Below are 13,163 nucleotides of genomic sequence, written 5' to 3'. Positions count from 1 at the left end.
AGGGGCGCCGTCTTGATGCATCGGTCTGAAAACCAAAAGGTCAGAACTCGTCCCAGTCAGGCGACAACGCCGCATTGCCCTTGGACTTGAAGACGGGCGCTGCCGGACGCCGCGATTGCACCGCAGGCCCGGCCCGGCTTTCATCGACGGTAAAGATATCGACGACCCGGTCGAGCTCGGCCGCCTGAGACTCGGTCTGCTCGATGGCCGCATTGGTCTCTTCCACCAGCGCCGCATTATGCTGGGTCATCTCGTCCATCACCCGCACCGACGTGCCCACTTCCTCGATGGCCTGGGCTTGCTCGCGGCTCGCCTTGGCGATGGTCTGCATCACCTCGGCATTGCGCACCACAGCGTCGAGCATGCTTTCGAGCTTCTTCGCCGCAGTGGAGACGAGGCGCGAGCCGCCGCTCACCTCCGTGGCGCTCTTCTCGATCAGTTCCTTGACCTCCGCCGAGGCCTGCGCCGCCGATTGCGCGAGGCGCCGCACCTCGACCGCAACCACGGCAAAGCCCTTGCCAGCCTCGCCCGCCCGCGCCGCTTCCACCGAAGCGTTGAGAGCCAGCAGATTCGTCTGGAAAGCGATGTCGTCGATCATGCCGATGATATTGGAAATCTTGGCAGAGGACTGGGTAATGCGCTCCATGGCCTCATTGGCCTCGCCCATCACCACCCCTGTTGCCTCGGCTTCGCGCGACACGTTTTCGGCATCGGCTCCCGCCTTGCCCGCCAGTTCCGCGTTGCTGGCAACGGTCGAGGCAAGCTGCTCCATGGCGGCCGAGGTTTCTTCGATCGTCGCCGCCTGCTTGGTGGTCCGCTCGGAGAGATCATTTGCCCCGGAGAGGATTTCTCCCGTCGCCATTTTCAGCGCCCGCGAGGTCACGCGCAATTGGCCGATGACATCGCATAGCTTGTCCGCGACGCCGTTAGTATCACCGCTGAGCTTGGCAAAGGCCCCCTGATAGTTCCCCGCCATGCGGTGCGTCAGGTCGGCCTCGGCAAGCCGGGAGAGCACCTCCCCGGTCTCGCTCAATCCGCGGTCGACGGTTTCCACCAGCCGATTGACGCTGCCCGCGAGACTGTTGAGTTCGGGATCAGCAAACTGGGCATGCACGCGCTTGGAAAAATCGCCTGCAATCGCAGCATCGACCACTTCCCCGAAGGCTGCCTGCAAGGCAACCATCATGTCGGTGCGCTCAATGCGCCGACGCTGCGAGGCAAGCCGTTCTTCCTCGGTCATCTCCGTCATCTTGAGGCCATTGGCGCGGAACACTTCAACGGACTTGGCCATGGCGCCCACTTCGTTGTTGCGGGCGACATAGGGAACGACGGCGTCGTAGTCGCCGCCCGAAATGGTCTCCATGACCTTGGCCAGCCGCGGCACGGGCGCCAGCAGTAGCCGCGCGACGAAGAAGCCGAAGACACCGAGAACAACCAGCACGCCACCACCGACCGCCAGCAGCAATTGCAGCAATTGCTGGATCGTACCGTCAACCCTCGCCCGGTCGACGCCGACATAGAGCACGCCAAGCGTCTTGCCGCCCTGATCGACGATCGGCTGATAGGCCGTGTAATAGGGTCGCCCAACGATGGTCGCTTCACCGAAATAGGCCGTGCCTGCCGCCACCGAGTCATAGGCCGGACTAGTCTTGCCCAGAACCGTGCCGAGAATGCGCTCGCCCTTTTCATCGACGATCGTCGTCGTCATGCGCACGAAATCCTGCTGCGCCTCGTCCCAGCCGAAGATCGTGGCGGATTCTCCCGTCAGCCGCACGATCGAGTCGACAAGGTCATGATTGAGGAACTGGCGCGGCATGGCCCAGGCAACCAGACCATCGAGGTCCCCGGTCTCACTCCACTTGGCCTCGGAACCCGGCAGATTGCCGGAAAGGATCGTCGCCGCCGTCTTGAGGTTGGCATGCTGTTGTTCGATCGCCTGCTCCCGAAGAGCCGCGCCGAGGCTTGAATAGACTGCAAATGTCACGGCGCTGATCGACAGAATAATCGTCACCACAACCAGACAAACAATGGCAGAGGTAACTTTGACGTCGGCAACGAAGGCCGAAATTCGGCTGAACATGAAATACCCCCTCAAGCGCTCGATTAAGACGAGTTTGCGCATTATCAGGGAATGTTAGCACCCCGCTATTAACCAGATATTATTGCTGATCTTCAGACAAAAACCCCGACCCGCACGCAGCAAGTCGGGGTCAGTATTGAACACAAATGCCTGTTATTACTTAGAATTCATCCCAGTCAGCAGTCAAAGCAGTATTTCCCGCGCTGCGCACCGTGGGCGGGGTCCGCCGAGGCGACGCTGAAACGCTCCGCTTTTCCGCCGGGACTGCCGCAGAGGCACCGCGATCATCGAGCCGGAAAATATCAACGATCCGGTCCAGTTCGCTCGCCTGGGCTTCAGTCTGTTCGATCGCGGCATTGGTTTGTTCCACCAGCGCCGCATTGTGCTGCGTCATCTCGTCCATCTGCCGCACGGCGGTCGAAATTTCCTCGATGGCGCCGGCCTGCTCACGGCTGTCGCGGGCAATGGCCTCGAGCGAGACGGTATTGTCGCGGATGGCACCCAGCACCGAAGCAAGCTTGCTCGCGGCCTCCTCCACGAGCCGCGATCCTGAAGCCACTTCCCCCGCGCTTTGCTCGATAAGGACCTTCACCTCAGCCGAGGCCTGAGCCGCCGATTGCGCAAGGCGCCGCACTTCCACCGCCACGACCGCAAAACCCTTGCCGGCGTCACCCGCCCGCGCCGCTTCCACCGAGGCGTTGAGCGCAAGCAGGTTCGTCTGGAACGCAACATCGTCGATCATGCCGATGATGTTGGAAATCTTGGCCGAAGACTGCGTGATCCGCTCCATAGCCTCAGTCGCATCCTGCATGGCGAGGCCGCCATGCTCGGCCGTCTGGGTGACCTGCGCAGCATTGGCGCTCGCATCCCTGGCGCGGGCCGCATTGCCCATCACGGTCGATGTCAGCTGCTCCATGGCCGCCGAGGTTTCCTCGATGGTCGCGGCCTGCCTCGTCGTGCGCTCGGAAAGATCATTGGCGCCGGAAAGGATTTCGCCCGTCGCCGCCTTCAGGGCCCCCGAGGTGGAGCGGAACTGCGTCACGATATCGGTCAGTTTTTCGGCCACTGCATTGATGTCGGCCTTGAGTTTGGCAAAGGCACCGCGATGCTCGCCCTGCATGCGCTGGGTCAGGTCAGTATTGGCCAGGGCATTTAGCACGGCCCCGGTCTCGCCGAGTCCACGATCGACGCTGCCCACCAGCGTATTGACCGACTTGGCGAGGCCATTGAGCTCGGCATCGGGAAATTGCTCGGGCACGCGACGAGAAAAATCCCCGTCGATGGCCGCATCGACCACATCACCAAAGGCGCGTTGCAACTCGATCATCATGGCCTGACGATCCTCGGAATCGCGGATGATGCGCGCTGCCTCCGCCTCGGTCATCTGGGCAACTTTCAGCCCACTCTCGCGAAAAACTTCCACGGCGCGGGCCATGGCGCCGACCTCATTGCCGCGCTGGACATAGGGAACATCGGTCTCAAACCGCCCCTCGGCAATCGCTCCCATGGCCGCCGCAATGCGGGGCAGCGGACGCGTGATGACAAGGCTCAGGAGGTAGCCGAGAATGCCCAGCACCAGCGTCGTTACCATCGCAATGGTCAGCATGAGCACCATCATGCCCTGCACAGATTGCTCAATGGCCTCAAGCGTTTCCCCGACGAGGATCGCGCCGGCCACCGCCCCGTCCTCTCGGACCACCGGGTGATAGGCAGCATAATAGGTTTCGCCGCCGATCGTCTCTTCACCCAGCCATGAGCGCCCTTCCTTCATCGCTGTCATGACGGCACCCTGCGGATCCATGATCTGACCCTTGAGGCTCGCACCAGCCTCATCCACCAAGGTGGTGGTATTGATCACCAGGTCCTTGGTGTCCTTGTCGGCGATATAGATCGCCGTTTCGCCGCCTGTGACGCGGGAAATGCCATCGACCAGTTCTGTATCGAAGAAGGGCAGCAGCGCCCACAGCGTCACCTGCCCCAGCGCACCATCGTCTCCCCAATTGACGACGGTCCCGCCGGCTTTGTTGGTCGCCGCGGCAAAGATGGTGGCGGCCGTACGCAGGTTCGCCTCCTGCCGGTCGCGGCCCTGCTGCATCATCGTGCTGGAGAAGTTGAGGTAGATGCCGATTGCAACGACGGTAATCGACACGACGATGGCAGCGGTCACCACAGTCGCAATAATAAATCTCAGGCTCAGACGCCCGAAAAAGGCGGATATAGACCGTGCCATTCTTGTCCCTCGGATGAGCAGCGTGGCGCGAATCTTATGGGAGTGGAATTTAATCAAGTATTACAATGATTTAGATCGACATCATTTTCATTTTTGCACCTCCGCACTGAAAATTCTCTCAATGAAATCGACATCGATACCCGGCTTTTTCAGTACGGGCTCCCCAGACGAAAATGGGGAAGGCCCGTTTCCGAGCCTTCCCCAGTTCTAATGAAGGAGTTGAGTGGAGTTTTACCTAGAACTCGCTCCAGTCGTCGGCCTTCACCGCAGCATTGCCGTGGCTGAGATAGGCTTTGGCGACAGACTTGAGTTTTTGCTGGATACCACGTGCACCCTGCGGCTCTGCTGGTGCGGCCGAAACCACCTTCCGCCCGTCGGTCGCAAAGATGTCTACGATCTGATCGAGCTTGGTGGCCTGCGCCTCCGTCTGCTCAATGGCCGCGTTCATCTCTTCAACCAGCGCCGCATTGTGCTGGGTCATTTCGTCCATCTGCCGGACCGCTGCATTAACCTCCTCGATAGAGGACGCCTGCTCACGGCTTTCGCGGGCAATGCCAGTCATCAGGTCATTGGACGAGCGTGCCGCTTCCAACATGGCCGCAAGCTTCGACGCCGCATCGCTGACAAGACGAGTGCCTCCCTTTACTTCGGTCGCGCTCTGCTCGATCAGCTGCTTAACATCCGAAGACGCACTGGCCGCACTTTGCGCCAGGCGCCGCACTTCCACGGCGACCACGGCAAAACCCTTGCCCGCCTCGCCGGCCCGCGCTGCTTCCACGGAGGCATTGAGCGCAAGCAGGTTGGTCTGGAAGGCGATGTCGTCGATCATGCCGATGATGTTCGAGATTTTCGCCGAGGATTGGGTAATCTTCTCCATCGCCTCGGTCGCCTGCGCCATCACCTGACCGCCGACTTCCGCCGAACTTGTCACATCGCCTGCCGCCGCGCTCGCCTCCTGCGCCCGCTGCGCATTCTGCAGAACCGTGGCCGCAAGCTGCTCCATCGCCGCTGACGTCTCTTCGATTGTCGCCGCCTGCTTGGTGGTGCGTTCGGAGAGATCATTGGCCCCGGAGAGAATTTCTCCCGTCGCTGTCTTCAGTGTCCCCGAAGTTGTCCGCAGCTCGCCAACAACGTCTGTGAGACGATCCGCCACCGCATTGACGTCCGACTTCAACCGCGCAAAGGCGCCTTGATACTCGCCCTCCATGCGATGAGTCAGATCCGTATTGGCCAGCGCCGACAGCACCACGCCCGTCTCGCCAACCCCACGATCCACCGTCTCGACGAGCCCATTGACCGAACGCGCCAACGCATTGAGTTCGTCATCCGGAAAATCGGCTTCCACCCGGCGCGAGAAGTCGCCCGCGATCGCCGCATCCACCACATGCCCAAACGAGCGCTGCAGATCGGTCATCATCTGCTGCCGGCTTTCCTGTTCCGACAGGATGCGCGCCGCTTCCGCCTCGGTCATCTGGCTGACGCGCAGGCCGTTCTCGCGGAACACTTCCACCGCCCGGGCCATGGCGCCGATCTCGTTGCGACGATCGACATAGAGCACCTCGGTCTCAAAATTCCTCTCGGCAATCGCCTGCATGGTCGCGGCGAGTTTCGGCACAGGCTTGGTCAATTGCCGCGAAACGATTAGCGCCAGCGCGCCCATCACAGTCAACAGCACGCCACCGATCACCAGCATGCCCGGAATCGACGCACGCGCCGACGCTTCCGCCGCGCCGAGATCCGCACCGACCCAGAAAGCGCCGAGCAAGGTATTGTCGAGCTTGAGCACAGGGAAGAACTCACCCCAATAGGTTTTGCCCAGCAGCTCGACTTCGCCCTCATAGGGCAACGATTGCGACAGGGCTGCATGGGCTGGACTCTGCGGATCAACGGCAAAGTCGATGGCCCGCTCATCGCCCTCGCCGACAAAACTCGACGTCTTGGCCAAAAACTGCCCTGTCGCCGGGTCGACCGCAAAAACCACGGCCTCGCCGCCAGTCACGCGGGTGATCGAGTCCACCGTGCCATTGTCGTAAAAGCGCGGGATGGAATAGGTCTGGAAGGCGCCGACATTATTGTCCTCGGCCCAGGTCACCACGGAACTGGCGAGACGCTTTTCGAGGATGGTCGCGGCGGTCTTGAGGTCGGTCCGCTGCTGGAGCTGGGCCTGCTGCAATGCCTGCTGATGCAGCCCCATGTAATTGCTGACCGAATAGGCGATGATCGTCACGACGATGCTACCCAGAACCAGTCCGGAAATAGCCGTGGTCAGCTTGATGCTGCCAAGCGCGGAAAAAAGTTTCATGCGTCCCCCTGAGCACCCTGCCCGGTGCCGTCACCTCAAATCTGTCCGCGCGCATCCTAGAGAACGGGGAGTTAATGCAATGTTTCTTGTATGGTAGGGCAGGACAAGAAAAAGGGCGCCAGTGGCGCCCTTTTTTGTCGAGGTGACAACGATCTAGAACTCGCTCCAATCGTCGGCCTTCACCGCGGCATTGCCGTGGCTGAGATAGGCTTTGGCGACAGACTTGAGTTTTTGCTGGATACCTCGTGCACCCTGCGGTTCTGCAGGGGCGGCCGAAACCACCTTCCGCCCGTCGGTCGCAAAGATGTCGACGATCTGATCGAGCTTGGTGGCCTGTGCCTCCGTCTGCTCGATGGCCGCATTCATCTCTTCCACCAGCGCCGCATTGTGCTGGGTCATCTCGTCCATCTGCCGGACGGCTGCATTGACTTCCTCGATAGAGGAGGCCTGCTCGCGGCTCTCGCGGGCAATGCCAGTCATCAGGTCATTGGAGGACCGCGCCGCTTCGAGCATGGCTGCAAGTTTGGATGCCGCATCGCTGACAAGACGAGTGCCACCCTTCACTTCGGTCGCGCTCTGCTCGATGAGCTGTTTCACATCCGAAGATGCGCTAGCCGCACTTTGCGCCAGGCGTCGCACTTCCACGGCGACCACGGCAAAACCCTTGCCCGCCTCGCCGGCCCGCGCTGCTTCCACGGAGGCATTGAGCGCAAGCAGGTTGGTCTGGAAGGCGATGTCGTCGATCATGCCGATGATGTTCGAGATTTTCGCCGAGGATTGGGTAATCTTCTCCATCGCCTCGGTCGCCTGCGCCATCACCTGACCGCCGACTTCCGCCGAACTTGTCACATCGCCTGCCGCCGCGCTCGCCTCCTGCGCCCGCTGCGCATTCTGCAGAACCGTGGCCGCCAGCTGCTCCATCGCTGCTGACGTCTCTTCGATTGTCGCCGCCTGCTTGGTCGTCCGTTCCGAGAGATCATTGGCCCCGGAGAGAATTTCTCCCGTCGCCGTCTTCAGCGTGCCTGAAGTCGTCCGCAGCTCGCCAACAACGTCTGTGAGACGATCCGCCACCGCATTGACGTCCGACTTCAACCGCGCAAAGGCGCCCTGATACTCGCCTTCCATGCGGTGGGTCAGATCCGTATTGGCCAGCGCCGACAGCACCACGCCGGTCTCGCCAACCCCACGATCCACCGTCTCGACAAGCCCATTGACCGAACGGGCCAACGCATTGAGTTCGTCATCCGGAAAATCGGCTTCCACCCGGCGCGAGAAGTCGCCCGCGATCGCCGCATCCACCACATGCCCAAACGAGCGCTGCAATTGCTGCATCATGGCCGCGCGATCGGCCTGACCCCGAATGATGGAGGCCGCTTCCGCCTCGGTCATCTCAGCCATGCGCAGGCCATTCTGCCGGAACACTTCCACGGCCCGGGCCATGGCGCCGATTTCATCGCCGCGCGCCCCGCCCATAACTTCCACTGAAAGATCACCCTCGGCCAGTGTCTCCATCGTGTGGGTCAAACGGGAGATTGGCCGGCTGATGGAACGAGCAAAGAAGAAGCCCAGGACAGCCGCAATGGCCAGCAAGACACCACCCACCAACAGCGTCATGTTGCGCATGCTGACAACAGGGGCAAAGGCTTCCTCTTCCGGCTGCACGGCCGTGACCGCCCAGGTGACGCCGCCCACGCTGACAGGTTCTGCCCGCACCACCATGGGCGCACCGCGATAGTCCGTGCTCATCCCTTCACCGACCTCGCCGGAAAAGGCTGCAGTCACGACATCGGAGGTCAGCGTCGTGACGAGAACGTCGTCGGCCGCGGTCTTGGGTGACTCGCTGCGAAGCAGACCATCGGCCCCCACAACGATCACTTCGCCACTCTTGCCCATGCCAGACAGCGCGGACACCCGGGCACTCATCGCCGCCGGCGAGATTGCCAGCACCATGACGCCCGTCTTCTCGTCCTTGTCATAGACCGGCATGGCCATGAAACTTTGCGGCGTGCCGGCCGGTCCATAGACGGCAAAGTCAACAAAGGCAGCCGAGCCATCCGCAAGGTCCTTGGCTGCGATAAAGGCCTGACCGAGCCCTGAGGCAGAGAGGCCTGGGTCGGCAACGACATTGCCGGCAAAGTCCATGTTCTTTGAAACCGAATAGACCACATCCCCGGTGGCGCTGATCAGCAACACGTCGGAATAGCCGCGCTCGACCTGCAAGGTGCGGAAGCCGGGGTGGAAACGCTTGTGCGGTGCATCATAAGTGGCGCCCTTGGCGCCGACGCTATCGACCGCAGCGCGGTCCGCCGGATTGGGGTTTTCGGTGACATAGGCAGCCTGCAATTGCAGCGCTGCGCGTTCCTTGAGCCCCATGCGCAATTCCTCGAGCGCACGAGTGAGGTTCTTCATCGCCGTAACAGTGTCGGAGCGCTGCACGAAGAGCCGGAGATCAACCTCGGCGCTCGAAAAATACTCACTGACCAGCGTCGTCGCCGTATTGAGCGAAGCCTGCATGGATTGGTTGCGCTGTTCCTCGACCGTGCCGAGGCCGATGAAATAGCTGGCAATGCCAACCCCGGCACTCACCACCAGCGCCGAACCAACCAAAGCCAGCGGCAGCTTCTGCGCGATGCGCAGTTGCGGAAATATCCTCACCCTCGTCCCCCCGAGCCTGCCCGATCCCCGGCCCTCCAGCCAGACCGCCTCCCGGCCGGCGAAACGCCTCACAGGATCGAACGAATTGCGTCCTGCAATCGATACACATTTAGGTTTAACTACTTATTACGCCCAAAGCCGCGCCCCAAAAGGCGAAGCGCCCGCAACCGGCCGGTTGCGAGCGCTTCAGCAATCGGTTCTTTTCTCAGGCGATCAGGTCAGCGCGCCGATCACGGCCTCGATACGCTTTTTCATGGTCGAAACGTCGAACGGCTTGATGATGTAGTTGTTGACGCCCGCCGAAATCGCTTCCTTCACCTGCTCGGCGTCGGAACGCCCGGTCGCCATGATGAAGGGCATCGCCTGGGTGCGCGGATGCTTGCGGATCACCTTGAGCAGGGTCAGCCCATCGATATCATCCATGTTCCAGTCGGAAATGATGAGATCGACATTCGCCCCTTCGAGCTTGCCCAATGCATCGCGGCCAGACTTGGCCTCGATGATGTCCTTGAAGCCGAGCTGATTGAGAATGTACTTACAGATGCCACGCATGGACTGCTGGTCATCAACGATCAGGACGCTGACAGCACTGGCTTTAGGCATGGACTCTATCTACCTCTTACGCGCCGGAGCCTGAGCCCCGGTATTCAAGTTCATCCTAGGTGGGAGAGGTTACAATTCTCTCAATTGCACCGGACGGATTGCATGCTCGGCTTTAAGCCGCCGAGCGCAAACGAACGAGCGCATTGGCAAGCTTGCCGGCCACCTGTTCGAGCGGCGCCTGCTCGACGACCGCGCCTTCCTCGAAGGCAACACGCGGCATCCCATAGACGAGAGCCGAAGCCTGGCTCTGGCCCACCGTATAGGCGCCGGCATCGCGCATCAGTTTGAGGCCCCGCGCCCCGTCACGGCCCATGCCGGTGAGAATGGCGCCGACCGCCATATGCCCAACCGCCTTGGCCACCGATTCAAACAGCACGTCCACGCTCGGACGGTGGCCGCTGGTCAGCTCATCCTGGCTCAACCGGCATTTCAGCTGCCCCGAAGAGCGCTCGACGCGCAGGTGATAGTCGCCGCGCGCCACATAGGCATGGCCGCGTTCGAGTACCATGCGGTCCTCGGCTTCCACCACCTTGATGGCACAGAGCTCATCGAGGCGTGCCGCAAAGCGGCCGGTAAAGCCGGCCGGCATGTGCTGGGCAATGACCACCGGCGGGCAATCGGCCGGCATGTTTGTGAGGACAGCACGGATCGCCTCGACGCCGCCAGTCGAAGCGCCGATGGCAATGAGCGCGCCATCGGGAGCGGCTGCCGTCTTGACCGATGTCTTGGGCGCCTCGATGCGCGTTGCTGCACCGCGCACGTCGGTGCGGGCCGCATCGCGGATCTTGTCGCGCAGGCTCGCGCCAAAGGCATCGAGCCCACCGGCAAATTCGGCACTGGGCTTGGCCACGAAATCAATAGCGCCCAATTCAAGCGCTAACAGTGTCTCGCTCGCGCCCTTCTTGGTAAGGGTCGACACCATCACCACCGGCATGGGCCGCAGGCGCATCAGCTTTTCGAGAAAATCCAGCCCGTTCATATTGGGCATTTCGATATCGAGCGTCACCACATCGGGATTGAGCTGCTTGATCTTCTCGCGCGCTTCGATCGGGTCCGTTGCCGTGCCGACGACGGTGATGTCGCCGTCGCGCGTCAACATGCGGGTGAGCACCTCGCGAATGAGGGCCGAGTCATCGACGACCAGAACCTTGATAGTCATGCTGCTTCTCGTTTGTTCATCCGCTTGGATTGGTAGATGGTCTTGCCCACGAGGCGGAAACCTTCCCCGCCCGAACCCAGATTTTCCGAGTGGCCGATATAGAGGAAGGCTTCGGGGGCCAGGAGCTTGCCGAAGCGGCCAAAGACGGCCCCTTGCGTCGGCTTGTCGAAATAGATCGCCACATTGCGGCAGAAGATGGCATCGAACGGGCCCTTCATCGGCCATTCGGCGATCAGGTTGAGCGGCTTGAACGAGACCAGTTCGCGCGCTGCCTGCGGTACCTGCACGGTGCCGTCATTGAGTTTCTGGAACGGCCGGGCGCGTTCCCCGCTGAGGCCCGAAAGCTCGTTCTCCGGATAGATGCCGCGCGCCGCCTTGGCGATCACAGCCGTATCGATATCCGTTGCGAGGATCTTGAAATCCCAGCGCTTGAGTTCGGGAAAGGCATTGAGGAGGTCCATGCCGATCGTATAGGGCTCCTGCCCTGTCGAACAACCGGCCGACCAGATGCGCAGTTTTTGGCCGCGCGGCCTCTCGCTGATCAGGCCACCGACATAGGTCTTGAGGTGATCGAAATGATGGTCTTCGCGATAAAAGCGCGTCAGATTGGTGGTGAGGGCATTGACGAAGTCCTGCCCGTCGCTCGCCGAGGCGCCCTTTTCGAGATAGTCGACATAGTCGTCAAAACTGGCGAGTTCGAGCGCCCGAACGATCTTTGACAGGCGTGACACAACCAGGGTCCGCTTGGCGTCGCTGAGGGAAATACCGGCGACCTTATAGACGCGGCTTTTGATGCGCGAAAACTCGCGCTCGCTGAGGGAAATTTCTCCCTGTTCCATGAAACCTTCCCCGACTGCCCCAGGCCCCACCGCAAAGCGGCAAGTCACCGTTACGCCCGCATGATCGCGACATCAGCGCCATGCTGTTGAGCGAAAGTCATAGTGGCCGGTGCATTCCTTAGATTGCGTAAATTCCGCCCGGAACACCGGGCAATATTTGCGCGAAGAGGCCTAGAAAAGTTCGATATCGTCGACCGGCGCTGGCACCACGACACGGCGCTTGGCGAGCGCCAGTTCTTCCTTGGCGACATTGGCGCCGACATCGCTATCGAGCCGCTTTACGAAGGCACGGCCGGAATGGGGCTTGAACAGCACGCGCCGGGCAAACATGCCCCCGAGGTCTTCGCTCGAGGCCATATAGCCTTCATCGGCGAGGAACTGGCGTACGAATTCGATGTTCTTGGCCCCGACATCGTCGAGCGCCGAATTGATCTTGCCGCCGCCAAAGACCTTGATCTCGAGATTGGACTTCTTGCCCGAGCCCTGCGAGAGCACCTTGTTGATCAACTGTTCCATGGCAAAGGCGCCGTAACGGGCCGAAGCGCCGTAGCGATCCTTGGCCGAACCGGACTGTTCTGCGAGGAGGAAATGGTTCATCCCGCCGACATTGGCGACGCGATCCCTTACGCAGGCCGAGATGCACGAGCCCAGCACGGTCGAAAACGTGACATCCTGCGCCGAAGAAACGTGGCAATCACCCTGATGGACCGTGGTGACGATACCTCTGTCGAATTCAGGAGGCAGGGAGCTATTCTGGCCCATTTGTCTACGAATACCCGTCGAGTCCATTTGCTTCCGACCTTAGCTTTAACTCGTTAGCCAAACGCTAACCACGCTACGCGGGGAGTCCCGATCTGGCTGTCGCAGCAAGAAGCGGTTTAGAAATATTCGGATAGTGTGGGCTGGTAGATCTGAGGTTATGCGTATGTCATTGCAGAAGCTGGCAAGAGAGCTCGACGAGACAGCCCGTCAGTCCGCCGCAATGTTGGAAGGGATTACCGAAGCCCTCGATCTTCTGACCGACTCTTCAGCCGGCAAGGACGCTTCCGTGCGCCAGGCGATGATGATGATCATCACTGCCCTTCAGGGCCAGGACCGTATCGAGCAGCGCTGCCGCAACATGGCACTTGCCGCCCGCCAGTTCTCGCTGCTTCCGCCGACCGCGCCTGAAAGCGTCTACGATGAAATCTGGCAGAGCCTGACGCTCGACGAGCTGCGCGTCCCTGCCCTCTCCGGCGTCGCCGCCAACCAGCCGCACGGCGAGATCGAGCTGTTCTAGGCGGAAAGCTCTTCGA

At 61.1% G+C, this 13,163-nt stretch carries 9 protein-coding genes; 1 reads left to right on the top strand and 8 read right to left on the bottom strand.

Annotated features, from left to right (window positions below; all coding sequences use genetic code 11):
• Positions 1 to 40 precede the first annotated feature (40 nt).
• The 8 genes from ACSQ2A_RS16985 to ACSQ2A_RS16950 all read right to left on the bottom strand — a co-directional run bounded on the left by ACSQ2A_RS16985 (position 41) and on the right by ACSQ2A_RS16950 (position 12,630).
• Complete coding sequence (locus tag ACSQ2A_RS16985) at positions 41 to 2,080, bottom strand: methyl-accepting chemotaxis protein (RefSeq protein ID WP_436073176.1); 2,040 nt, start codon at positions 2,078 to 2,080, stop codon at positions 41 to 43.
• A 160-nt stretch (positions 2,081 to 2,240) separates the two neighbouring features.
• Entirely contained in the window at positions 2,241 to 4,310 is a 2,070-nt protein-coding gene (locus ACSQ2A_RS16980; RefSeq protein ID WP_436073175.1) for a methyl-accepting chemotaxis protein, read from the bottom strand.
• 235 nt (positions 4,311 to 4,545) lie between these two features.
• On the bottom strand, positions 4,546 to 6,612 hold the full coding sequence (locus tag ACSQ2A_RS16975) for a methyl-accepting chemotaxis protein (protein WP_436073174.1): 2,067 nt from the start codon (positions 6,610 to 6,612) through the stop codon (positions 4,546 to 4,548).
• A 153-nt stretch (positions 6,613 to 6,765) separates the two neighbouring features.
• The gene (locus tag ACSQ2A_RS16970) at positions 6,766 to 9,267 is read right to left on the bottom strand and encodes a methyl-accepting chemotaxis protein (RefSeq protein ID WP_436073173.1); all 2,502 of its coding nucleotides are present in this window, start codon (positions 9,265 to 9,267) and stop codon (positions 6,766 to 6,768) included.
• A 213-nt stretch (positions 9,268 to 9,480) separates the two neighbouring features.
• On the bottom strand, positions 9,481 to 9,870 hold the full coding sequence (locus tag ACSQ2A_RS16965) for a response regulator (RefSeq protein WP_035085417.1): 390 nt from the start codon (positions 9,868 to 9,870) through the stop codon (positions 9,481 to 9,483).
• A gap of 112 nt (positions 9,871 to 9,982) precedes the next feature.
• Positions 9,983 to 11,029, bottom strand: a complete 1,047-nt coding sequence (locus ACSQ2A_RS16960; RefSeq protein WP_295412701.1) for a protein-glutamate methylesterase/protein-glutamine glutaminase — start codon at positions 11,027 to 11,029, stop codon at positions 9,983 to 9,985.
• Positions 11,026 to 11,868: a CheR family methyltransferase gene (locus tag ACSQ2A_RS16955; RefSeq protein WP_295412702.1), complete on the bottom strand. Its 843-nt coding sequence runs from the start codon at positions 11,866 to 11,868 to the stop codon at positions 11,026 to 11,028. The genes ACSQ2A_RS16960 and ACSQ2A_RS16955 overlap by 4 nt, the downstream gene beginning before the upstream one ends.
• A gap of 171 nt (positions 11,869 to 12,039) precedes the next feature.
• A complete protein-coding gene (locus ACSQ2A_RS16950; RefSeq protein WP_051960838.1) occupies positions 12,040 to 12,630 on the bottom strand; it encodes a chemotaxis protein CheD in 591 nt (196 codons plus the stop codon).
• Between the two features lie 163 nt (positions 12,631 to 12,793).
• Between ACSQ2A_RS16950 and ACSQ2A_RS16945 the strand changes: the two genes are divergently transcribed.
• Positions 12,794 to 13,147: a hypothetical protein gene (locus ACSQ2A_RS16945; protein ID WP_295412704.1), complete on the top strand. Its 354-nt coding sequence runs from the start codon at positions 12,794 to 12,796 to the stop codon at positions 13,145 to 13,147.
• Positions 13,148 to 13,163 lie beyond the last annotated feature (16 nt).

Source organism: Devosia sp. LjRoot3 (assembly GCF_964252865.1).
Lineage (GTDB): Bacteria > Pseudomonadota > Alphaproteobacteria > Rhizobiales > Devosiaceae > Devosia.
Note: the sequence above shows the minus strand (reverse complement) of the source record. Positions and strands in the feature narration are given on the sequence as shown.

Coding starts and splice junctions, on each gene's coding strand:
- ACSQ2A_RS16965 (WP_035085417.1), bottom strand. CDS start 9,870: ATGCCTAAAGCCAGTGCTGTCAGCGTCCTGATCGTTGATGACCAGCAG.
- ACSQ2A_RS16950 (WP_051960838.1), bottom strand. CDS start 12,630: ATGGGCCAGAATAGCTCCCTGCCTCCTGAATTCGACAGAGGTATCGTC.
- ACSQ2A_RS16985 (WP_436073176.1), bottom strand. CDS start 2,080: ATGTTCAGCCGAATTTCGGCCTTCGTTGCCGACGTCAAAGTTACCTCT.
- ACSQ2A_RS16980 (WP_436073175.1), bottom strand. CDS start 4,310: ATGGCACGGTCTATATCCGCCTTTTTCGGGCGTCTGAGCCTGAGATTT.
- ACSQ2A_RS16960 (WP_295412701.1), bottom strand. CDS start 11,029: ATGACTATCAAGGTTCTGGTCGTCGATGACTCGGCCCTCATTCGCGAG.
- ACSQ2A_RS16975 (WP_436073174.1), bottom strand. CDS start 6,612: ATGAAACTTTTTTCCGCGCTTGGCAGCATCAAGCTGACCACGGCTATT.
- ACSQ2A_RS16945 (WP_295412704.1), top strand. CDS start 12,794: ATGTCATTGCAGAAGCTGGCAAGAGAGCTCGACGAGACAGCCCGTCAG.
- ACSQ2A_RS16955 (WP_295412702.1), bottom strand. CDS start 11,868: ATGGAACAGGGAGAAATTTCCCTCAGCGAGCGCGAGTTTTCGCGCATC.